The sequence below is a fragment of the Paenibacillus mendelii genome, assembly GCF_024498075.1.
Lineage (GTDB): Bacteria > Bacillota > Bacilli > Paenibacillales > Paenibacillaceae > Paenibacillus_Z > Paenibacillus_Z mendelii.
Map to the genome: position 1 here is coordinate 28,292 of NZ_JANHOF010000026.1, position 21,369 is coordinate 49,660.

22 protein-coding genes and 1 pseudogene are annotated in these 21,369 nt (G+C 52.8%); 1 reads left to right on the top strand and 22 read right to left on the bottom strand.

The genetic code is table 11. The annotated features are described in order from the left end of the window. Positions 1 to 162 precede the first annotated feature (162 nt). The 13 genes from NNL21_RS33875 to pth all read right to left on the bottom strand — a co-directional run bounded on the left by NNL21_RS33875 (position 163) and on the right by pth (position 13,704). Positions 163 to 471, bottom strand: a complete 309-nt coding sequence (locus tag NNL21_RS33875; protein WP_204822606.1) for an FtsB family cell division protein — start codon at positions 469 to 471, stop codon at positions 163 to 165. 37 nt (positions 472 to 508) lie between these two features. Then, positions 509 to 1,141 carry a spore cortex biosynthesis protein YabQ gene (gene yabQ, locus NNL21_RS33880; protein WP_256555665.1) on the bottom strand — a complete coding sequence of 211 codons (633 nt, stop codon included), beginning with the start codon at positions 1,139 to 1,141 and terminating at the stop codon, positions 509 to 511. After that, positions 1,138 to 1,422, bottom strand: a complete 285-nt coding sequence (yabP, locus tag NNL21_RS33885; protein WP_204822605.1) for a sporulation protein YabP — start codon at positions 1,420 to 1,422, stop codon at positions 1,138 to 1,140. The genes yabQ and yabP overlap by 4 nt, the downstream gene beginning before the upstream one ends. 72 nt (positions 1,423 to 1,494) lie before the next feature. Beyond that, entirely contained in the window at positions 1,495 to 2,532 is a 1,038-nt protein-coding gene (locus tag NNL21_RS33890; RefSeq protein WP_204822604.1) for a hypothetical protein, read from the bottom strand. A gap of 202 nt (positions 2,533 to 2,734) precedes the next feature. Continuing rightward, positions 2,735 to 3,013 (bottom strand): RNA-binding S4 domain-containing protein, encoded by a 279-nt coding sequence (locus NNL21_RS33895; RefSeq protein WP_204822603.1) that lies wholly within the window; start codon positions 3,011 to 3,013, stop codon positions 2,735 to 2,737. Between the two features lie 3 nt (positions 3,014 to 3,016). Beyond that, complete coding sequence (locus NNL21_RS33900; RefSeq protein WP_204822602.1) at positions 3,017 to 3,289, bottom strand: HU family DNA-binding protein; 273 nt, start codon at positions 3,287 to 3,289, stop codon at positions 3,017 to 3,019. 337 nt (positions 3,290 to 3,626) lie between these two features. Next, a complete protein-coding gene (gene yabN, locus NNL21_RS33905) occupies positions 3,627 to 5,177 on the bottom strand; it encodes a bifunctional methyltransferase/pyrophosphohydrolase YabN (protein WP_204822601.1) in 1,551 nt (516 codons plus the stop codon). 123 nt (positions 5,178 to 5,300) lie between these two features. Beyond that, the gene (locus tag NNL21_RS33910) at positions 5,301 to 6,878 is read right to left on the bottom strand and encodes a polysaccharide biosynthesis protein (RefSeq protein ID WP_204822600.1); all 1,578 of its coding nucleotides are present in this window, start codon (positions 6,876 to 6,878) and stop codon (positions 5,301 to 5,303) included. A gap of 267 nt (positions 6,879 to 7,145) precedes the next feature. Further along, positions 7,146 to 7,688, bottom strand: a complete 543-nt coding sequence (spoVT, locus tag NNL21_RS33915; protein WP_204822599.1) for a stage V sporulation protein T — start codon at positions 7,686 to 7,688, stop codon at positions 7,146 to 7,148. Positions 7,689 to 7,966: 278 nt separating this feature from the next. Then, positions 7,967 to 9,142 carry a peptidylprolyl isomerase gene (locus tag NNL21_RS33920; RefSeq protein WP_204822598.1) on the bottom strand — a complete coding sequence of 392 codons (1,176 nt, stop codon included), beginning with the start codon at positions 9,140 to 9,142 and terminating at the stop codon, positions 7,967 to 7,969. Then, positions 9,129 to 12,656: a transcription-repair coupling factor gene (gene mfd / locus NNL21_RS33925; protein ID WP_204822597.1), complete on the bottom strand. Its 3,528-nt coding sequence runs from the start codon at positions 12,654 to 12,656 to the stop codon at positions 9,129 to 9,131. The genes NNL21_RS33920 and mfd overlap by 14 nt, the downstream gene beginning before the upstream one ends. A gap of 202 nt (positions 12,657 to 12,858) precedes the next feature. After that, positions 12,859 to 13,089: an anti-sigma-F factor Fin gene (gene fin, locus NNL21_RS33930; protein WP_204822596.1), complete on the bottom strand. Its 231-nt coding sequence runs from the start codon at positions 13,087 to 13,089 to the stop codon at positions 12,859 to 12,861. A 54-nt stretch (positions 13,090 to 13,143) separates the two neighbouring features. Beyond that, on the bottom strand, positions 13,144 to 13,704 hold the full coding sequence (gene pth, locus NNL21_RS33935; RefSeq protein WP_204822595.1) for an aminoacyl-tRNA hydrolase: 561 nt from the start codon (positions 13,702 to 13,704) through the stop codon (positions 13,144 to 13,146). A 210-nt stretch (positions 13,705 to 13,914) separates the two neighbouring features. On the opposite strand from pth, the gene NNL21_RS33940 reads away from it, so the two are divergent. Beyond that, positions 13,915 to 14,115 (top strand): hypothetical protein, encoded by a 201-nt coding sequence (locus tag NNL21_RS33940; RefSeq protein ID WP_204822594.1) that lies wholly within the window; start codon positions 13,915 to 13,917, stop codon positions 14,113 to 14,115. A gap of 113 nt (positions 14,116 to 14,228) precedes the next feature. Here the strand turns inward: NNL21_RS33940 and NNL21_RS33945 are convergent, their stop codons facing one another. The 9 genes and pseudogenes from NNL21_RS33945 to yabG all read right to left on the bottom strand — a co-directional run bounded on the left by NNL21_RS33945 (position 14,229) and on the right by yabG (position 21,341). Then, the gene (locus NNL21_RS33945) at positions 14,229 to 14,879 is read right to left on the bottom strand and encodes a 50S ribosomal protein L25/general stress protein Ctc (RefSeq protein ID WP_204822593.1); all 651 of its coding nucleotides are present in this window, start codon (positions 14,877 to 14,879) and stop codon (positions 14,229 to 14,231) included. A 226-nt stretch (positions 14,880 to 15,105) separates the two neighbouring features. After that, the gene (gene glmU / locus NNL21_RS33950; protein ID WP_204822592.1) at positions 15,106 to 16,506 is read right to left on the bottom strand and encodes a bifunctional UDP-N-acetylglucosamine diphosphorylase/glucosamine-1-phosphate N-acetyltransferase GlmU; all 1,401 of its coding nucleotides are present in this window, start codon (positions 16,504 to 16,506) and stop codon (positions 15,106 to 15,108) included. A gap of 274 nt (positions 16,507 to 16,780) precedes the next feature. Then, the gene (gene spoVG, locus NNL21_RS33955; RefSeq protein ID WP_018759486.1) at positions 16,781 to 17,065 is read right to left on the bottom strand and encodes a septation regulator SpoVG; all 285 of its coding nucleotides are present in this window, start codon (positions 17,063 to 17,065) and stop codon (positions 16,781 to 16,783) included. 130 nt (positions 17,066 to 17,195) lie between these two features. Further along, positions 17,196 to 17,588: a RidA family protein gene (locus NNL21_RS33960; RefSeq protein ID WP_204822591.1), complete on the bottom strand. Its 393-nt coding sequence runs from the start codon at positions 17,586 to 17,588 to the stop codon at positions 17,196 to 17,198. 17 nt (positions 17,589 to 17,605) lie between these two features. Next, positions 17,606 to 18,430, bottom strand: coding sequence for a pur operon repressor (gene purR / locus NNL21_RS33965; RefSeq protein ID WP_204822590.1), 825 nt, complete (start codon positions 18,428 to 18,430; stop codon positions 17,606 to 17,608). Between the two features lie 83 nt (positions 18,431 to 18,513). Further along, a complete protein-coding gene (gene ispE / locus NNL21_RS33970; protein WP_204822589.1) occupies positions 18,514 to 19,368 on the bottom strand; it encodes a 4-(cytidine 5'-diphospho)-2-C-methyl-D-erythritol kinase in 855 nt (284 codons plus the stop codon). A gap of 318 nt (positions 19,369 to 19,686) precedes the next feature. Beyond that, positions 19,687 to 19,860 (bottom strand): annotated as a pseudogene (locus NNL21_RS33975) (small, acid-soluble spore protein, alpha/beta type); the annotation flags it as partial. Between the two features lie 176 nt (positions 19,861 to 20,036). Continuing rightward, positions 20,037 to 20,309: a biofilm formation stimulator Veg gene (gene veg, locus NNL21_RS33980; RefSeq protein WP_204822587.1), complete on the bottom strand. Its 273-nt coding sequence runs from the start codon at positions 20,307 to 20,309 to the stop codon at positions 20,037 to 20,039. A 150-nt stretch (positions 20,310 to 20,459) separates the two neighbouring features. After that, entirely contained in the window at positions 20,460 to 21,341 is an 882-nt protein-coding gene (gene yabG / locus NNL21_RS33985) for a sporulation peptidase YabG (RefSeq protein WP_204822586.1), read from the bottom strand. Positions 21,342 to 21,369: the final 28 nt, after the last annotated feature.

Below are 21,369 nucleotides of genomic sequence, written 5' to 3' on the forward strand. Positions count from 1 at the left end.
AAAAATGTTCCTCCCTAACCGTTATGAGAAGCAGTTCATGCTTCAATGGAAAAGACTCTGAGCGATTATATGACGTGAATGCCTCTAAAATGCGATTCCTATCGTGATTATAACCGAACCAGAGAAGCAAGGTCAACAGACGTATACCCGATTGCGAGCCTATTACTTGACCCGAATCGGCTTCTCGCCCTCTCTAACCAAGTTCAAATCTTTCGTTGCCAATTGCGCAATATATTCAGGATCGTTCAAACGGTCAACCTGCAATTGCAGTTCGTCCATTTGTTTGTTCGCTTCCTCGATTTTCTGTTGGACCTCGGCTAACCGAAGCTCAGCATCTCCCTGTTTTCCCACCTGGGTATATAGCGTATAAAGCGCCCAGCCCATGAATAGCGCGACAATAACAAACCAGATCTTCAGCCGGCGTTTCGTGCCTTCGTATACGTTTGTTTTGTTCGGTTGCGCTGCGGCCATAGCTCATGGACCTCCTGACGTCAAAGTATGATCGTCATTACCCGTCTTTGGATCGTTTGAAAACATACTTCCAACATTTAATTATAAACCGGGTAACTTTATCGCCTCGTTCCTTCAAACGCCATCGCGCGGCAAGCGGTCTCAACCAACTTGTCATCCATCTGCCGACAGGTTGAACGATTGGCCTGGTCATCCATCGGACCAGCACCCAAAGCGGACGAAGCAATTGTAACACAATTCTAATTAGGAATATAGTAAATGCAAGTAAAAATGCAAGAATCACCTTCGCAAGTTTATAAAGGAGCTGCAGCGGCCGAATGATAAGGAGTACGAAAGCCCGTATCATAAATTGAATAATCGCCCGGGTCGCTTGGATGATCCCATGCACCAGCCTGACGACAATCCGGCTAAACAGCCAATAATAACAGCCGATACCAAGCAGCAGCCCCAGAAATACGTATGTCCGCACCTCGCCCTCGTTGCTTGCGGACAGCACTTGAAACACGATGACCGTCGCCGCGATCCAATAAAGCAGATCGAATACGGGAATCCACCAGCGGTTGACCTTCAGCTCGTCCGACACGACACGGTAGCCGTCGAACACGACCCCCATGCCGATGCCCGACAGCAGCATCATCGCCATTGTCAACCACTGCACGCTCAGGCTCACTTAAACAGCTTCCCTAGAAAGCCTTTTGATTTGGCTGCCGTATTCCCGTCCAAGTAGGCGAGCGAATGGACGAGCCCTTCGATGGCGACAAGACCTTGCTCCAAGCTTAAATGCTTCATATGCAAATTTTGCCCGCGAATCGTCAGAAAACCGAGTTCCGTTTCGAGCAAAAATTCTTCGCTGTCAAAGCTCTCCACATTCATAACGCCGGTGACCTCGAGTACCTTGCGGTTGAGCATCTTCACTTCCTGGCGCTTCTGAGCTTTCCCGTTCTCCACCATTGCCCTTGTCCCCTCCTTTTATCACTAGACTATGGGGAGGGGACAGGTTTTAGAACATTTCCGTTCCGGCCCTTATCCGGAAATGCCGGCTGACCCGGAACCCGATTCCGCGGACGGGGCCGACAAGGTATACAGGGCATAAGATACGATGGCGCTCAGCACGACCGCACCGCCCAAAGTCTCAGCCGGCCACCATACCCCTTCCAGCAGAGCCAGCACAATGAAGTAGAACCCCCAGAGCAGGATCGGCAATACAACCGCAAACAGCCTGCGGCGCTTGCCGCCCAGGAGCATAAGGTCGCCGATCAGACCGACGGCAAGGACAAGCGGCAGGATCGCCCAGCCTTCGAATGCACTCAGCATGCCGATAAACACATTGGGCAGCGTACAGAGAACCGCCACGCTGCCGAACGGCAGCTGCCATCTTTTCATCAGCCAATAAATCGGGAACAGCATCACGCCGGTCGTAACCAAAATGTTCATAATGCCGCGAATTTGCAAATCCTGCAGCAGCAGCTCCTCGCCTCCTGAGGATATCGGGATAAACTTCGACAAATACCGGTCATGCCACATTTGGGCCGGTACCATCTCGCGCAGCTCCCAGGAATACATGAGGAAGAAGCCCATCATAGCCGCTGCGAAGCTTGCGGATAACAGCACGGGGATGAAGGAGCGAAACGATGGCTTGGCATAGGGAGAGAGCGTCCAATATTGGCGAAGCGGGCTCGTCACAATCAGCAGAATGCCGACCAGGAGCAGCAGATGGCTCGGGCTGAGGAGCGCGGCGATATCTTGCTCGATGCCGAAAATTTCATGCCACGTCAGATCGCCAATACCTCCAAGCAGGAAGACGGCGACTCCGAGAAGTCCCCCTCCGTAACCAACCGGAATGGCTTGGAGAATGGGCTGCCTGGTGAGCCGAACGTTACGCCACACCAAATAAAGCATCCATGCGGCGGAAGCGCCAAAGCCGGAATACAGCATCGCATGCCATGGGGTGAAGAAGGATTCCAGCACATCGGTCTGATGGTGATAACCGTCGATAAATACTCCCACGATTAGCCAAAGCGCACACAGCATCGTGGTCATGTTCTTGCCGGTGGTAAGCAAGGCGACTCCTCCTCTTCTTGCAGTTGAATGATAGCCATACATATGACGCGTTCTGGGCGACTAGAAGATCTATCGGTTCATCAGGCATTGCCGTAAGCCGCTCTGACGCACAAAAAATCGGCCTCTTCTGTCTATGTCAGAAAAGGCCGATCGGTTTGTATGGCGGTGCTGCCCGAGCATAAGCAGCCATCCGAATGTTTGTTTACCAGCCGAGCTTATCCTCGGACTGGCGGCTTTCTTCCTTAAGCAAAGTATATAAGCCGCTCGCCTCGTCCTTCTTGGTCGTTTCCGCTAGCCGCTCGACGCGGACGGTCACGATCTTCTGGCCGAATTGAATTTTGAGCTCGTCGCCGACTTTGACGGTGCTGCTCGCTTTGGCTTCGCGGTCATTGATCCAGACGCGACCTTGATCGGAGACGTCTTTGGCAACTGTGCGCCGTTTGATCAACCGCGATACTTTAAGGAATTTATCCAGACGCATGGATTACTTAATGGCGTCTTTCAGTTTATTGCCGGCTTTGAATGCAGGAACCTTCGATTCCGCAATCGTAATCGGGTTGCCCGTCTGTGGGTTACGGCCCGTGCGGCCGGAACGTTTGCGCGTTTCGAATGTGCCGAAACCGATCAGTTGTACTTTCTCGCCGCCTGCAAGAGCATCGGTGACTTCACCCATGAAACCGTTCAATACGGCTTCTACGTCACGTTTAGTCAAACCGCTCTTTGTTGCAATGTTGTTGATCAAGTCTGTTTTGTTCATAATTAGTTGGCCTCCTAATATTCCTTATTCATCATAGACGGCATGATGCCGCCAGACTCTGACGCGCCCGTCACTGGACACACAAAGCGGTTAATGCGCTGCATCTGCTGCTTTGCTTTTTGTTGTTGCTTGTGTTGCTGCTTTCGTTCGCTACTACTAATTCTGCCTGTTTCTAAAAAAATCCTGCCCAGTTGGTAAATTTTTTTGCGAAACTTGCATTTTCAAGACGAATTTTGACGGCAGTGAAGAAGAAATAGACAGCTCATCATGTGCGGCTGGCGCCTGTTCATTCCTCAAACAAGTACATCCAGACATCTGACGCACCTTGAATATGAACCTAGCGAATTCGCTTGGCTTCCTCCCAGAAACGATCCATTTCTGTTAAATCAGTCTGGTCAAAGGTTCGCCCACTTATACGGAGCTGGTCCTCAATATATGAAAATCTTTCTTTGAATTTGCGATTCGTCCGCGTAAGCGCCTCTTCCGGATCGGCATGGATGAAGCGCGACGCGTTAACGGCGGCGAATAGGAGATCCCCTAGCTCGCCTGCTTGCTCCTCGGCGTCCTTGGAGGCGATCGCTTCCCGCAACTCATCGAGCTCTTCTTGAATTTTGTCCAGTACCGGACCGATTGCATCCCAATCGAATCCAACCTTCGCGGCCTTCTTCTGAATCTTGTAAGCTTTCATTAGGGCTGGCAGGTCCGGCGGTATGCCATCCAGCACGGATTGACCCGCAGCATCCATCCCTTTGCGAAGCTTCTCTTCCGCTTTCATCCGATCCCAGCTCTGGAGAGCCTCCTCCGCATTGCGGGCCCCTGACTCGCCGAAGACATGCGGATGGCGGAACAACAGCTTCTCGTTCAAGGATTGAATGACGTCATAAACGGAGAACGATCCGACCTCTTCTTCCATCTGGCTGTGCAGCATCACCTGTAGAACGACATCCCCGAACTCCTCGCGCATGCCGTCCGGATCGTCGTTATCCAGCGCTTCCAGCGCCTCATACGTCTCTTCGATAAAGTTCTTGCGGATCGATTGATGGGTCTGCTCGCGGTCCCACGGACAGCCCTCCGGACTGCGTAATATCGCTACGATTTCATGCAGCCGCTCGAATGATCGATTGCGCAGCTCGTCATCATTTGACAGTGGAATCCATATGAGCGACAAATTTCCGAAGCCCTCCATCCGGTCAAGCTCATACAAGGGAACCGTATGAATCTGCTCCTCGCCGGGCACACCGAGCGCATGTCCGATCACAACCGGATGTTCATCCGGATAACGCTCCATAAGCGTTAGCTTTACGTCGGATGCGATAAACGAATCATACACCTGGCCGATTACGGTATGCAGCTCGGGACGAAGCAAGGAAGGCTTTAATTCCGTACCATCCAGCAGCTGGAACCCCTCGATCGGGTCAAACCCCAGCCGCGTGAAGGCTTGGTCCAGAAAGCTTTCCCCGCCGATAATCGTCAGTGTGATGCCTTCCTGAGAGCAGCGCTCACGCAGCAGCTGCACCGTGCGCTCCGCCACCATGGGATGACCCGGAACGGCATATAGAACACCGTGAGCGGGCAAGCCGGCGGTGCTGGCCGATGCGGACACGTTCGGCTCCTCTGCCGCCGGTGCGCTGGACGCCAGCGCCCGGGCTTTATCCATAAGAGAAGCCGCGATGGCTTCATAGACATCCGGGAATGAATCCAGCTGTTCGTACAAGCTGTCGAATGAGGCATAGGTCATGTCATTCTCGGTGAACAGGCGCATCATGGGATGCTTGTCCGTCCGTACATAACGGTGTGCGGCGGATTGGAGCTGACGCCAGACGCCCAAGGTAAGCTGATCAGCGTCACCGGAGCCAAGTCCGACGACCGTAATTGCAGGTTTGTTCATGGGGTTCACCCTTTCCTATGGTGTATTTCTAAGAGCGCTGCCGAAGCCGGCGCTCCTTCGTAGATTGTCGTGTCCGCCCTTCTACGCAAAGCGGCAGGGCGGGATGGCTGCGGAAAGCCGCGGCTAATCGCCGGGCGGAAGCAGCCGCCAGCGGCTTAGGCGGGCGGCAATCGCCCCGCCGCCCGGAAGCACGCGCAGCTCGCGCGCCGTGAGGCCGCCAAGGCGCAGCCCGGCGGCGGCAAACAGCGCTGCGCCGAGGGCGGAGCCCCCGAGCGCGAGCGCCGCAGCTGCCGCCCGTGGCGGCAGCGCCTCGCCGAGCAGCGGGGCGAAGCCGCGCTCGGCCAAGACGAGCGCCGCGGCCATGACCGCGAGCGCGAGTCCCATGCCCGCGGCGCTCCGCGCGGGCATAGCCGCACCGCAGGTGCGGCGGACGGCGCCCGCGGCCAGCAGGGCAGCCGCCGTGAGCGCCGCGATGCCGGCGCAGGCCGCGCCGGCGATGCCCAGCGCCGGCACGAGCGCGGCGTTCAGCGCGGCCTTGAGCGCCGCGGCCGCGAGCATGAACAGCGCCGGCGCCCGAACGGCACCGAGCCCCTGCAGCACTGCGGCGGCGATTGCGTTCACGGTACCGGCCAAGGCCGTGCACCCGATCAAGGCGAACGTGAGGGTGCCCGCATGGTCCGCGTACAGCATCATGTTCATGGGACCCGCGAGCAGCGCGATCCCGACCGCAGCGGCACCGCCGATCCACCAGGCCCCGCGCATCGCGAGCGATGCATGCAATTGCGTGCCCGCTTCATCTCCACGGGCACGCGCGGCTACCAGGGCAGGCACGAGGGCGGCGCCCATTGCTCCGGCAACCATGATAACCAGCTGAACAATTGGCTGACCGCGGCTGTACAAGCCAAATTGCGCCATGGCCTCAGCTTCCCCCAGCCCGTGTCCACGCAGCAAGCGAGGTACCGTGAAAGCATCTACGACACCCAATGCAGGAACGACAAGCGCGCCCAGTGCCACTGGCAGCGCAATGACTGCCAGACGCCGCACCTGGCGCAGCATGGCGATAGCGGCTTCTGAATTCCCTCGCCGACCCGGTCTACGGTCGCGCAGCCAAATAAACAACATTACAGCAAGCCCTGCCAATCCGCCGACGGCTGATCCTGCGGTCGCTCCTGCGGCGAGCTTCTCATCCGCCCATCCCAGCCTCCAGCCAATGGCAAGCAGCGCAAGCATGGCCGCGACGCGTATCACCTGCTCGGACAACTGAGAGACAGCGGTTGGCAGCATCCTGCCGAGACCTTGATAATAGCCGCGCAGCGCGGCAAGTATGGGCATGGACCACAGCGCCAGCGATGCCATCTTGATTGCCGGTGCGGCAGCCGCATCCCCGATCCAGCCCGCCGTCAGCTCTGCACTGAACCACATGAGCAGAAATCCGGCAGCTCCTGTAATCGCAAGCAGCAGCGTGCTCGCGCCAAGCACCCGCCGTGCACCATCACGATCGTCTTCTGCGATCCGTTCCGCAACGAGCAAGGATACCGCGACCGGAAATCCAGCCGTAGCCAGCACGAGAAACAGCTGGTAGAACGGATACACCGCATTATAGATCCCGAATACGCGGTCGCCGGCTATATTTTGTAACGGAATTTTCTGAAGCGTGCCGATCACTTTGCTTATGATAACTGCGGCCCCCATCAGAGCCATGCCCTTCCAGACCGCCGATGATGGGGACTTCCCGATCTTAGGCGCCTGAGGGACCCCGTCCAGCCGTTCCTGCGATGTATCGCCTAACCCGCTCCCTAGCGGCTGGCGTGGATCCGATCCCCTCAACAAATTGCTTACACCTGCCCATCCTTACTCATGCTCCCATTATACCCCAAAGCGCGGTCATGTGAATGTTGGCGGTTGTACGCGCGAATAGAAAAAAAGCTTCCTGCAGAGCATACGCTCCAAGGAAGCTGTTGATCAACCTTACTGCTCCATTTGTTTGGCTAGGAAGCCGGCAGCGGTTTCTGCCATCTTCACTTCCATTTGCGCCATCTTGACGGACTCCTCTTTGCTGAGCAGCACGACCGTTCCAATGGGATCTCCGCCAGCGACAATCGGTGCTGCGACGAAGGAGCTGAAGCTCTCCTCGGTATCCTTCACCACTTCGAAGGATCCGCCACCCGACTCCATTACGGTCTTCCGGTTCTCCATGCAAGCCTCCAGTATGGAGCCGATTTGCTTCTCCATATAGTCTTTCTTGGATGCGCCGGCAACCGCAATGATATTATCACGGTCGGAAATCAGCGTAATATGGCTTGTACTCTCAGAGAGCGACTCCGCATATTCTTTGGCAAAATCACCGAGCTCACCAATTGGCGAGTATTTCTTCAAAATGACTTCGCCGTCCCGGTCGACGAAAATTTCCAGCGGATCGCCTTCGCGGATACGCAGCGTTCGACGAATTTCCTTAGGGATAACAACCCGGCCAAGATCATCGATACGACGAACAATTCCAGTTGCTTTCATGTTCTAGTTGCCCCACTTTCAATTAAAGGTTTTGAATTGGACTGGATGGGTTTTGCAGCTTGTCTATGCTCAAGAGGAGTGAATCCTTGGCAAGAAGTGATTTCGAATCTGACCATAGTATTCATCCCCTCCCATTTTCTTATGCACGCGACTAACGTCATATCCTGACGCATTTCGGGTGCCTGGAATCAACTGCCGTTCGCAGACTTCTCGCGGTGGCAGAAAAGGACCTATCCGATTCTAAATCGGACAGGTCCTCAAGCACCGTGGAATCCACGTTATTTGGTTTCTTCCTTCTTATCGTCTGTTGGCGCCTCATTCGTTTTGCCATTGTTGGTTGCGCCACCGTTTGTTGTACCGCCATTGGTCGCTCCGTCATTAGCGGCTCCGCCATTCGTTGCTCCATCACCAGCCGGCGCTTCTTCCTGCGGCAGGTCGATCTTCGTAATGAGACCAGGCAGCTCCGTGGTCATGAAAGCATTCAGATTCTCGGAAGCAACGGTTTGTTTAAGCGTCAGCTTCTTCTCATCGGTCAGCTTATCGAACGCAGTCGATTCGCGCTTCTCAACCTTGATGACGTGATAGCCATAGTCGGTTTTGACCGGTTCTCCAATTTTGTTGATTTCCTGCTTGTTGGCTGCGTCTTTAAATTCAGGAACCCATGCCTTGGCTTCTTGACTCTCGTACAAGCCGCCCTTTTCCTTCGAGCCGCCGTCATCGGAGAATTCCTTGGCAAGGGCATTCCAATCGCCGCCTGCGTCGAGCTTCGCCTTGACATTTTTCGCGCGCTTGAGCGCTTCCTCTTCCGTGCGCAGCTCTTCACCTGTCGAAGCATCGGCCGTTGCAACAAGGATATGTCTTGCCGTTATGACATTATAGTCGTCTTTCGTTTTCTCGAAATACGTCTTCACTTGGTCATCCGTTACTTTGCTTTCTTCGCTCTTCATGATCGCCATGATCATGTTGTAGAAGTATTTGATATCGGCCTCGGTCAGCTTGGCATCGTCCAGCGTCTTCTTCAATTCCGGATTCTGCTCCATGGCTGTCTTGACTTGGGTATAGAACGCATCGGTTTCTTCCTGCGTTTTCTTCTTCTCTTCATCTGTCGGAGTCAGGCGTGAGCTTAAAACTTTGTAACCGATATATTCCCGCAGAAATTGTTCCTTCAGCTGTGGAATGGAAAGGTACATCGCGGTTTGTGGATTCACAATTCCGAAGAACGACGTATACTTGTTGAATTCACCGTCCGTAATCGTGCCGTCCTTGTAGGTCGCAATCACTTTGCCTTCTCCTTCGCCCGGTGCCTTCGTCTGCCCGGTTGCGGGCTTCTCTCCGTTAGTGCCTCCGTTATTAGGCGTCTCTTCCTTCTTGCCGCAGCCTGCCGCCAGTACAATGACGAGGACAGCCGTTAGCGCGAGCAATATCCCTTTTTTCAATAGTTTAGTGCGCAACATCTTGTAGTTCCCCTTTCGATTGAATGGTGTCCTTGTATTGCATCAAAAAACGCTCCAGCAGCTCCAGCTTTTGTTCGATCTCCAATCCCTTACCCTTCAGTTGAATGAACGGATACGATTCCTGACCGGTCGAACGCATAAAGCGGTTCTCGAATTGTAAGCAGAGCAAATCGATTTTCTTCGTCTCGAATCGCTTCTTCTCACGTTCTGCAAATTTCAGGATGAGATCGTCACCCCGCTGGCTAATCTGTTCGATCCCGCATGCCGCACCGAACACTTTCAATCTCGCCACTGCGAGTAAGTTGTCTACTGCCTGAGGCAAATCGCCGAAACGGTCGATAAGCTCCTCACGCAAATCTTCAGCTTCTTCCAATGAACGTGTAACCGCCACTTTTTTATAAATCTCTATCTTCTGTATGCTATCGTAAATATACGCCGAGGGCAAGTACGCGTCTATGCTCATGTCGATCACGGTGCTTACTTCCTTCAGCGGCGCCACCTCGGCACCTTCCATGCCCGCTTTGCGCTGGGCAATCTCATCGGCCAGCATTTGGGAATAAAGATCAAATCCCACCGAGGCAATAAAGCCGTGCTGCTCCGCTCCAAGCAGATTGCCCGCACCGCGGATGGCCAAGTCCCTCATTGCGATTTTGAAGCCCGACCCCAGCTCCGTAAATTCTTTAATCGACTGCAGCCGTTTCTCCGCAACCTCAGTGAGCACTTTGTCCCGCTGATAGGTGAAATACGCATAAGCGATGCGATTCGAGCGTCCGACACGTCCACGAAGCTGGTACAGCTGCGACAAGCCCATCTTATCCGCATCGTGCACGATCAGCGTGTTTACGTTCGGAATATCAACGCCTGTCTCAATAATGCTCGTGCTGACGAGCACATCCGACTCCCCATCGAGAAAGTCCAGAATCGTCTTCTCCAGCTCCTGCTCCGACATTTGCCCATGTCCGACCGCAACGCGGGCCTCCGGCACAAGCATATTAATCTGCTCCGCCATCTGGTAGATACCCTGCACGCGATTGTACAGGTAATAAACCTGACCGCCGCGCGCCAGCTCCCGCTCGATCGATTCACGGACAAGCGCGGGACTATACTCGACCACATACGTCTGCACCGGGAAGCGGTTCTCCGGCGGAGTCTCGATGACCGACAGATCGCGCACGCCGAGCATCGACATATGGAGCGTACGCGGAATTGGCGTTGCCGTAAGAGTCAGCACGTCCACATTCGTCTTCAAGCGCTTCAGCTTCTCTTTATGAGAAACGCCGAAACGCTGCTCTTCGTCAACGATGAGCAATCCCAGGTCTTTGAAAATAACATCCTGCGACAACAGCCGGTGTGTCCCGATGACGACATCGACCGTCCCCGCCTTCAGCCCCTTCATCGTATCATTCTGCTCCTTCTTGGAGCGGAAACGGCTGAGCACTTGAATATTGAACGGAAAGCCTGAGTAGCGCTCACGGAATGTCTCATAGTGCTGCTGCGCGAGAATGGTCGTCGGAACCAGAATCGCGACCTGCTTCCCTTCGATTGCAGCCTTGAAGGCAGCGCGCACCGCAACCTCCGTCTTGCCGTAACCGACGTCGCCGCACAGCAGACGGTCCATCGGCCGGCCTGTCTGCATATCCTGCTTAATTTCGGTAATCGCACGGAGCTGGTCGCGCGTCTCGTCATACGGGAACATGGCTTCGAATTCCTGCTGATAGGACGTGTCCGGACCGAATGCAAATCCGGTCGTCGACTGCCGGTCCGCATACAGCTTAATAAGCTCGTCGGCAATGTCCTTCACGGAGGTACGCACTTTGTTCTTGACGCGCGTCCATTCGCTGCCGCCCAGCTTATAGACCTTCGGTTCCTTCTCTTCGGAGCCTACATACTTCTGAATCAAGTCAATTTGCTCGATTGGCACGGACAGCTTATCGCCGCCCGCATACAGAATATGAATATAGTCCTTGTGAATACCGGCGATCTCCAATGTGCCAATACCGACATATTTGCCGATCCCATGATTCTGGTGAACGACGTAATCGCCGACCTTCAGCTCGGTGTAACTCTTGATCCGCTCGGCATTATCAACTTTCTTGTCGACGCGCCGCGCCTTCCGCTGCTTCTGCGAGAACATCTCGCCTTCGGTGATTACAATCAGATGGATGGACGGCAGCTCGAAGCCCGACTGAAGATTGCCCTCGATGAGCTGAGGCGGCTCAATGCCGTAGTCCTGCAGGACGCGGCGCATCCGGTCCATCCGCTCGGCGTTGCCCGCCAGCATGAGTACCTGCGCCCCTGCCTTCTTCCACCTCTCCATCTCGGCCTTCAGAACATTCATTTGACCATGAAAGTTTTGCATGGCCCGGCTCACGACATTCAGAATGTTCTGCGGCTGCGTATGCGGGATTTGTCTTAAGAAAAGCGATAGAAACAAGGTCGGATAAGGACGGTGGTACAGCACGTCCTCCGATGGTCTGGCAAGTGAGAAGCCCGGAAGCGATTTGCCATTCTGGAGCAGATGCGTTGCCCATTCGGCCTCGTCCCGCTCCAGCTGGCGGCCCGTCTCGATGAGTCTCGTAGGCTCGTCATAGATGAGCAGCGTATCCTGGGGCACATAGTCGAAGAGCGTCTGGCGCTCAGGGTAGAGCAATGCAATATATTTATAGATTTCAGGAAAGTAGGTGTGCTGACGCAGCTTCTCGATCTCTGCGCCCATCTCCGTGCGAAGCCGGTCCTTGGCCGTGCGGTCCGTCATCTTCTCCAGCTGCTGTTCCAGCAGTACGGATGCCTGCTGGGCCGCATTGTCAAACCGCTGGGAATCCGCCAGTATCTCCTGGCATGGCGGTACAACGTAGCTGTCCAGCTTATCGATGGAGCGTTGATCCACCGGATCGAAAGTACGGATAGAGTCTACTTCGTCATCGAACCATTCGATTCGGTATGGATGAACAGACGTAAGCGGGTAAACATCGACAATGCCGCCGCGTACACTCATTTCTCCCTTACCCTCGACTTTGTCCACACGCGTATAGCCCAGCTCTACCAACTGCCGTAAGAACGCTTCCAACGGCGTTGTTTCACCGACCTTCAGCCGGGCGTGGGCTGTTGCCATCACTTCCGGGATCGGCAAATAGCGCCGGACGCCTGAGAACGGCACGACAATGATCCCGCGATACCCTTGCGATAGGCGGATTAATACATCCATCCGCTGGGCAAGCGTCTCGGGGCTCGATATGGCTGCTTCCGCAGCGACTAATTCATTGGCTGGATATAACAGCACATCATTTGGCGACAAACATTCAACTAAGTCCTCGGCAATCTTCTGCGCCGCGAACATATTGTGGGTGACAACAACCATCGGCCGGTTCAGCTCTTGCCCGAGTGCCGCGATCATAACTTGACGCGACGAACCCGCAAGACCGGAGATGAGCTGCTCGCGCATCCCTTTCTGTATTCCGGACACGACGGTTTGAAAATCCGTATCCGCAGCATAAGCCGCTAGTAATGCTTTCAACGTACAGGCACCTCGTTTCAATTCCACAGACGAACGATCAGATAGGGAGAGTTACACAGAAAGAAGAAAAAAGCATAGCGACATCCTATACTTTGTTGCAAATGCCACTTTCACGCATTACTAAAACTAAATTTTGATCCTGCACTCACAAAAGGAGCCTCGGACTTACGCCAAGACTCCTGCGTTTGTTCCACAGGCACCCTTATTGCAGCGGATTGGCCACCAGAGACAGCTCTGGATTCGCTTCAAGCGCCTCGCGACAATAGTCGCAGATCACTTTAACTGTGACGTCCCCGTTTGGGTTATACGCTATTATATCGCTGCGTTCATCGGGGGTCAAGAAATGGAAACCCAGCTGTAATTCAGATACCTGCGCGTTTTCAATCGACCCGATTGCCGTCTTGCAGTGACGACAAATGTAGTTTACAGCCATAGTATGCCTCCTGAAGGTACGTTATACCCTCAGTATGCCCGGTTTTACCGAAATCTAACGGTTATACCGGGCCATCGTCTGGTCAAACGGATGCTTGAGCGCGTATTCAATGGCATCACAGGTCTGGTCAATCATAGAAGCGACCTGATCCGTCTCGCTCTTGGGAAAGTTGGATAACACATAGTCTGCGATTTTCATGCCAGGTTGCGGCCTTGATATCCCCATTCGTACCCGATTGAATATTTGCGTCCCCGTATGTTGAATGATGGATTTGATGCCATTATGTCCGCCCGCGCTTCCTTGGTAACGGAGCCTGATCTTACCGATCTCGGTATCCAGGTCGTCGTAGACGACAATAAGATCGGCAAGATCTGCCTTGTAATAATCCATGAACCCCCGAACCGATTCGCCTGACAAATTCATAAAGGTCATCGGCTTGAGGAGCACCACCTTCGTGCCTGCTATATTGCCTTCCCCGAGCAGCCCCTTGCTCTTGCTCTGCGTTACGCTGATGCCAAACCGTTTGGCCAGGGCATCCACGGCCATAAAACCGACATTATGACGGGTATTCGCATATGCCGTGCCGGGGTTGCCTAATCCGACAATCCATTTCATGCGGCTATCTTCACTCCTAAACGGCCGATCGGCCCCCCTTATTGTGGGAAAATCCGAGCAGCGGCCTTTTTTATTTTGTAAGGTGATGGATGTTAAACCCAAAAAACTTGTAAACTTTTTGTAATTATGCAACGAATCATCTTCGCCGATTGTCATATGTATAGAAACGGCTGAGTGCCATTAATCTTTAAGGTAAAGGAGCGTCATCGAATGTATGCGAACGGTCAATTGATATTTGCCGATTTACACTTCAAGGATCATCACGAGCATCAAGTCCCTATTCAAATTTATTACGGCAGAGAGCATAGTGACATCGGCTACGTAGAGCAGTATTCGGAAGGCTTCATCAAGGTTAATAATGTGTTCTACAACCGTATGCAATTTACCTTTGTTTCCCGCCCCGGTTATTAACTATAATATTACCTATTCTTACAACGAACGCAAGGCTGCCCCTAGGGGAAATCTTTCTGCGAGCAATTGAAAAGGGAAGTACTGCTAGCTTAGCAGCACTTCCCTTATTCTTCTTACTCTTTGTCGACTTCATCCCTCTGAGCTTCCTCGGCGCGCTCACTGGCTTCGTTGGCCTCGACAGCAGCATCCTCGGCTTCCTCTTCGGACAGCTCCTTCTGCGGCGCCAGGACGGCTACCACAACGTTTTCTCCGTCCACTCTGGAGGTTACACCCTCCGGCAGCTTCAAATCGCCCACCAGAACATTCTCCCCGACGGCAAGGCTCGAAATATCCACGTCTACCGATTCCGGAATTTTATTCGGCAAGCATTGTACTTCCAGCTCGTGAAGCATCACCTGCAGGATGCCGCCTTCCTTCACGCCCGGCGACTCGCCTGTTACGTCGAGACGAACGGCCGTTTTTACTTCTTCGTTCATATTAATTTGATGAAAATCGATATGGAGCACGGTCCGGGACAGCGGATCGCGCTGTACCTCGGTCATCATAACCGGTTGTTTACCCCCGCCCGTGACATCAAGCTCAATAACTGCGTTTGGATGGGAACGAAGCATATGAAGCAGTTCCTTCTCTTCCACTGCAATACTGAGTGGTTTTGTTAAGTTTTTTCCGTACACGACACCAGGAATGCTGCCTTGCTTGCGTAATTGGTTTAGTTCTCCCCGCGTACCTGTAGTCCGTTCTGTGGCCTTAATCGCTAATGCCATAATGGAGACCTCCTCAAAATTTTCAGCGAATCCTCGATGAAGCCTCAGCAAAAAGGCGACATGCTAGTGAAGCATTCGCTTCCACTTCATAAATTGATATCCATATATTCTTACCCCTTTGTCCGCCTTATTAAACAACAAAGTCCGGCCAGCGGATGGTAACTACCCGCTGGCCGGACTGCCGGACTCTTCATAAACTACACGCTTGCGCTGCGCTTAGCTTGGATTAATTTTTCTTCGCATTCTCTTTCTTCGCCTTCGCCCGGCCGCGAATTTTTTCTGCGTAACCGGTTTTATTCACCTGGCGTTCGCGAGCAATTGCCATATCGCCTGCGGGAACATCCTTGGTGATGGTTGAGCCTGCAACGATATAGGCACCTTCGCCGACCTTCACAGGGGCGATTAGATTGACGTTACTGCCGACGAATGCGTCATCGCCAATCTCCGTTAAGGACTTGTTAAACCCGTCATAATTCACCGTAATTGCGCCGCAGCCGATATTCACATCTTTGCCTACCTTGGCGTCACCAACATAGCTCAGATGCGACACCTTGCTGCCATCGCCAAGCTCCGTATTCTTCAGCTCCACGAAGTCCCCGATTTTACAGCCTGCGCCAAGCTTAGAGCCGGGACGGAGGTTGGCAAACGGGCCTACTGCGCTCGTATCACCGATTTCGGATTCTGCGATGACAGAATGCTTCACGGTAACCCCGCTGCCGATCGTGGTGTCGGTAATATCCGCATTCGGACCGATTACACAGTCTTCGCCAACTTTCGTCACGCCGCGCAGGTAAGTACCCGGATGCAGGACCGTATCCGCTCCAATAACAACATCTGCCTCGATGTAAGTAGACAACGGATCAATGACCGTTACACCTTCCACTTGATGCCGGCGCACGATACGCTCACGCATTAGCTGCTCGGCCTCAGCTAGACCTACGCGGTCATTGACGCCAATCCCCTCGGCAAAGTCCGGTGCACAGTAGGCCTCGACAGTCTCGCCTGTTTGGTTCAATATTTCCAAGACGTCCGTCAAATAATATTCGCCCTGTGCATTATCATTGGTCACCAGCTTGAGTGCTTCGAACAGCTTACGATTATCGAAGCAATACATGCCTGTGTTGATTTCGTTGATGGCCGTCTGCTCTGGTGTGCAATCCTTCTGCTCCACAATACGTTGGACACGGCCTGCTTCGTCACGAATAATACGACCAAGTCCATGCGGATTTGGCATGATCGCCGTTAATACGGTCGCAGCCGCTTTCGTACGCGCGTGAATGTCCAGCAGCGCTTGAATCGTACCGGACGTGACGAGCGGCGTATCGCCGTATAGAAGAACCGTTGTACCGTCCTCCCCTGCGAGCAGCTCTTCGGTCTGCATTACGGCATGGCCGGTCCCCAGCTGCTTCTCTTGCAGCACGAATTCGGCACTGCCGCCAACATATGCCTTCACGGCTTCTGCTCCATGGCCGACTACAACGACAGTCCGCTCACATTCCGCTTCACGAACGGTTTGCAGTACATGGCCCAGCATGGGCTTGCCGCATACCTGATGGAGTACCTTATATAATTTCGATTTCATCCGCTTGCCCTGTCCCGCAGCGAGGACGATTGCCATAACTTTCATGATTCATATCCCTCCTGGGTAGACCAACAATAGGCCTGTGTATCCTAGAACCAACTACGCCCTCAAATGATAGCATGAGCCGTTTCTTCTTGGGAAATTCTCTACAAACTATAGCGTATTCGTACACAAAAGAAAAGAGAGCCTAAAGGCTCCCTTTTCCTCAAGCGCAATACCAGTCTGGGCTTAGCCCTTTCTCAGCATCGCTTTGTAACCGCATAAACATACTCGCACGCCTAGGGCGTTCGGACTGTTTATGGTACCCCACTTCCATCACTTACGCTCCTTCTTCGATCACTTCTTCCTCCGTGGCGGCGCGCTCGTATTCTGCGAGTACGGCTGCTTGAATCTTCTCACGGGTAGTTGAAGAAATCGGATGCGCGATATCGCGGAATTCCCCATCCGGAGTACGCTTGCTTGGCATTGCTACGAACATTCCATTGTTACCGTCGATCACGCGTATATCGTGAACGACAAATTCGTTGTCAATGGTAATCGAAGCAATAGCCTTCATGCGTCCTTCGGAATTTACACGGCGGAGTCTGACATCGGTAATTTGCACTTGTGTTCACCACCTTTGCCTCATCGAAGACTTGGTGTATAATTCCACATTGCAATGCAAATCCCTTCATGTTTTTGGAAAATAAGTCGCTTCTTTTAAAAAAAATTTTTTGTGTTAATATCTTTCGATTTTATTCGACTTTTATCGATGCAATTAGCTCAATTTCGACAAGAACATCCTTCGGTAAGCGAGCAACCTCTACCGTTGATCGTGCCGGTTTATGGTCTCCGAAGTAGGAAGCGTAGATCGCATTGATCGCTGCGAACTGATTCATATCTTTAATAAATACCGTTGCTTTCGCCACATCAGCGAACTTCGCGCCCGCTTCAGCCAGAACCGCTTCAAGGTTGCGGAACACCTGATGCGTCTGCTCCTCTACGCCGCCCTCGACGAGTACGCCTTCGGCCGTCAGCGGAATTTGCCCCGAGGTAAACAACAGGTTACCGAGCTTCATTGCTTGCGAGTATGGTCCGATAGCGGCAGGAGCCTGATCGGTGGACACGATTTGGAGTTGATGCTTCATGGGTGTAACCCTCCTATTTAGTCAAAGAAATTACCAGGTACGATCGTCATCTGTTTCGTTCTCAGATCGACGGAGGTCAGCTTAGCAAGCGATACATAATCCTCCAGAAGACGCTCTTCCGTTCCAAGCTCTCCGGATTCCACGAATACGCCGACACCAGCCACCTTCGCATTGAACTCAAATAATAAATCCATCATGCCTTGGACCGTTCCCCCGGCTTTCATGAAATCGTCGATAATCAGAACCCGGGATTGCTCCTTCAGCGCGCGGCGGGCAAGTGACATCGTCTGAATCCGCTTCGTGGACCCTGATACGTAGTTGATGCTTACGGCCGAACCTTCCGTTACTTTATTATCCCGCCGAACGATAACGACTGGTAAGTTCATACAGGAGGCCGTGGCATAAGCCAGCGGGATCCCCTTCGTCTCAACCGTCATAATGACATCGATATCGCGACCAGCGAAAGCGGTTGCGAACATTCGTCCCACATCCGCCAGAAGGCCTGGCTGTCCAAGCAGATCAGTAAGATACAAATAACCGCCGGGCAGCACTCTCTCAGGCTGTTCCAATTGATGGCAGACACGCTCAATAATGGTCTTGGCTTCGTTCTTATCCATCTTGGGCATGTACTTTACCCCGCCAGCCGCACCCGCCAGCGTATGAAGCTCGCCGAGGCCCTCTTCTTCGAATACCTCTTTAATAATAGCAAGATCCTCACTGATGGACGACTTGGCCGATTGGTAACGGTCGGCAAACGCTGTTAGCGAAATTAACGTATGGGGGCGCATAAGCAGGTACTGTGTCATCTCCACTAACCTTGCACTTCGTTTCAATTTTTTCAAGGCGCTACTCCCCTACCTAAATCCGAATATTATAATGATAATATATCATTTTTATACGGATTTAATCAAGAACAACGTTGGGTTCATGTCAGCATTCTTACCACATACACTTCTTTGCAGTATCCTCTTAATCCATTATAGATGCGGGATACCTTCGCTTCCTTGCTTACGAGGCCGAACACGGTTGGGCCGCTGCCTGACATCAACACGCCATCGGCGCCGAGCCGTTCCATGCTTTCTTTCAGCTGCAGCACCTCCGGATAGAGCTGTAGGGTAACCGTTTCCAGTACATTTCCGAGGTTTTCGCATATGTCCGTGAACGATCCGTGTGAGATCGCATTAAGCATATTCGCTTTGGAAGGATGCTGCTTCAACTCGTTAGCGCGAAATTTACCATATACGTCCGCGGTCGATACGTTGATTGGCGGTTTGGCGAGCACAACCCAGCACTGCGGCGGGTTGCTGATTCTTTCCAGCTTCTCTCCGCGTCCCGTAGCGATGGCTGTACCTCCTGTCACACAGAACGGTACGTCAGATCCTAGCTCTGCGCCAAGCACGCACAGTTCAGCCTCGGAGATTCCCAGGCCCCACAGCCGGTTCAATCCCCTCAGCGTAGCCGCCGCATCGCTGCTGCCGCCAGCAAGACCGGCAGCCACGGGAATCTTCTTATCCAAATGAATGTACACGCCTTTGCGCACATCGTACCGATCTTTAATAAGCTTGGCCGCCTGGAATGCCAAGTTCTTCTCATCCAGCGGAATATATCCGGCTTGGCTTGATATCATAATGCTGTCCCGGGGCAATTCTTCCATCTCCAGGCGATCCGCCAAATCGACCATGGTCATAATCATTTCCACTTCGTGAAACCCGTCTTCGCGTTTACGCAGAACGTCGAGGAGCAGATTGATTTTGGCCGGGGCTTTCTCATAAATTTTCATTTGTCGTCTTCACCCGTTCGTTAACGTTGACTTATCCATATAGACTAACCCCTATTTTAACAAAAGGCCATAAGAAAAGCTAAGACGCATTCGAAGCATATGCAAAATGCCTCGCTTGACGTCTTAGCTTATTGTCTGTCTTATCCGGTTTTGGCAGCTGAACGCTCCAATTTAGAATGACCTTCGTCCGGTGTTAGGACTAGGTATGCCGTTAGAGGACGCTGGTACGTATTGGCTCTGCTGCGGCTGCACATAGGTCGATTGCATAGACTGCTGTGTCTGCGGCACATAGGCAGCCTGTTGGCCAGGCTGAGCCGTCTGCTTCGCTGCTGCTTGCTCAGCCATCTGAATCGCCCGCTTCACCATATTTCCAGCATCCTTGGCACGAATACCGCCCCAGCCCTCTTTTTGAACGGTATCATAGAACCCTAGATCTTTGGCCAGTTCGTATTTTAACTGTTCGCTCATGATACTGCGACGTCTCCGACTCATTGTGAGAAGGCCTCCTTCACGCTATAGATTATAGTTAGTATGCGTGAATTCCATTTCCTCATGCGGCTTGTCCAATGGCAAAAAAAAGAACACGGTCGTACGTTAAGCGTTATCTCCTGCCAGCGTTACAACCCTGGTTGGTTAACGTTTAATGCACCCGCGCTCGGTTATTTCGTCTATTGCAAATAAGTAATGCGAACCTGTCCGTCATCGCTATCCACGGTCACTTCAACCGATTCGGTTAAGATGTCCGCATAGCTGTAGGAGACACGCTTGAACGCATGCTGTTCCTGATCAAGTTTCACAATAAAAACAGAAGGGTAGATTTCTTCCAGTACACCTGTTCGTTCGATGGTCTTTCGGCGGCCTCCGTTAGCTCGAAGACGTATCTTGGAGCCAACATGGGCCTCCAAACTGCGTTTGATCTCCAACAGCGCATTTTTTGCCATTGTCCACTACCACCTCTTTCCTTGTCCATTATAACGCGAGTGAGGTGGTTTGTCAAAATTTTATATTATAACAGCGAAGTAAACAAATTGTCAACATCCAATTAACTATTTTTATTCGAATTATGCATATTTCATTTCTTTTGCCGCATATTAAACAGTTGGCTTCACACTCGTCAGCGTTTTAGGCTTCGGTAGACCGACTCGATATTTACCCAATGTCTCGATTCCACCCATTCCATCGATCCCGCTAATCGTGCCGTTAATGACATCCGAAAGGTTGATTGTATCGCGAATGGACGTGTAACTTGCTTTGATTGCGACGTAAACCGGGTCCAGCGCGTGGATCAATACACGCCCTGGAGAACTCGCGAAATTCGACCCTGACTGTAGCAGCGCTTCAAAGTGTGACTGGCAGGCGCCAGCCACCACAATGAGCCCGTCACGGCTCTTCTCGTAATCACGGGCGATTCTTACCGCATTGACGAAGTTTTGTGAATTCTTGTAGCTGGCCAAGCTGTATAAATCGCTCGGTTCACGGCTCTTGAGCACTCCATCATGCCCAGTTATCACAATAATATCGGGTTTCACTTGCGGCAGAAGACGGTACACCAGATCAGGCATTTGTGATTCGTGGGCATAAATACCATGCGCGGGCACTCTCATCTGCGTATACAGCTGCATGCTTTTTTTCAAATAGTTGGCATCCCCGTCCAAATGCAGCACTTTGCCGGGTACTTCAAAATAAGGCGCGCCCTGATTCAATGCACGCCTAAGCTCCTCTTCATCCTTCTGCACCTGCTGTTGCCGCTGCTCATGCATTCGCCGCATCGATTCATTCACTTTGATTCTCACTTGCTTGGCCGCACCCGTAAACTCGGGATCACGCACGACGGACAAGTCGGGAATCGGCGCGTCTGCAAGCAGCCGGTAATCCGTGCCCTTTAGCGTAGCGAATTGTTGGTTCATGATGGCAATACGAAATAGCACGTCCCCGCCATACGATTTGCGGACGACCAGGTCCCCCTGCTTCATGGGCAAATCACCTCTTCGTCTATCCTAT

Bases quoted from the DNA above. Each gene is read 5' to 3' on its own strand.
- NNL21_RS33875 (WP_204822606.1), bottom strand. From the start codon at position 471: ATGGCCGCAGCGCAACCGAACAAAACAAACGTATACGAAGGCACGAAA.
- yabP (WP_204822605.1), bottom strand. From the start codon at position 1,422: ATGGTGGAGAACGGGAAAGCTCAGAAGCGCCAGGAAGTGAAGATGCTC.
- NNL21_RS33895 (WP_204822603.1), bottom strand. From the start codon at position 3,013: ATGCGTCTGGATAAATTCCTTAAAGTATCGCGGTTGATCAAACGGCGC.
- NNL21_RS33900 (WP_204822602.1), bottom strand. From the start codon at position 3,289: ATGAACAAAACAGACTTGATCAACAACATTGCAACAAAGAGCGGTTTG.
- yabN (WP_204822601.1), bottom strand. From the start codon at position 5,177: ATGAACAAACCTGCAATTACGGTCGTCGGACTTGGCTCCGGTGACGCT.
- NNL21_RS33910 (WP_204822600.1), bottom strand. From the start codon at position 6,878: ATGGCTCTGATGGGGGCCGCAGTTATCATAAGCAAAGTGATCGGCACG.
- spoVT (WP_204822599.1), bottom strand. From the start codon at position 7,688: ATGAAAGCAACTGGAATTGTTCGTCGTATCGATGATCTTGGCCGGGTT.
- NNL21_RS33920 (WP_204822598.1), bottom strand. From the start codon at position 9,142: ATGTTGCGCACTAAACTATTGAAAAAAGGGATATTGCTCGCGCTAACG.
- fin (WP_204822596.1), bottom strand. From the start codon at position 13,089: ATGGCTGTAAACTACATTTGTCGTCACTGCAAGACGGCAATCGGGTCG.
- pth (WP_204822595.1), bottom strand. From the start codon at position 13,704: ATGAAATGGATTGTCGGATTAGGCAACCCCGGCACGGCATATGCGAAT.
- NNL21_RS33940 (WP_204822594.1), top strand. From the start codon at position 13,915: ATGTATGCGAACGGTCAATTGATATTTGCCGATTTACACTTCAAGGAT.
- NNL21_RS33945 (WP_204822593.1), bottom strand. From the start codon at position 14,879: ATGGCATTAGCGATTAAGGCCACAGAACGGACTACAGGTACGCGGGGA.
- glmU (WP_204822592.1), bottom strand. From the start codon at position 16,506: ATGAAAGTTATGGCAATCGTCCTCGCTGCGGGACAGGGCAAGCGGATG.
- NNL21_RS33960 (WP_204822591.1), bottom strand. From the start codon at position 17,588: ATGAAGCATCAACTCCAAATCGTGTCCACCGATCAGGCTCCTGCCGCT.
- ispE (WP_204822589.1), bottom strand. From the start codon at position 19,368: ATGAAAATTTATGAGAAAGCCCCGGCCAAAATCAATCTGCTCCTCGAC.
- veg (WP_204822587.1), bottom strand. From the start codon at position 20,309: ATGGCAAAAAATGCGCTGTTGGAGATCAAACGCAGTTTGGAGGCCCAT.
- yabG (WP_204822586.1), bottom strand. From the start codon at position 21,341: ATGAAGCAGGGGGACCTGGTCGTCCGCAAATCGTATGGCGGGGACGTG.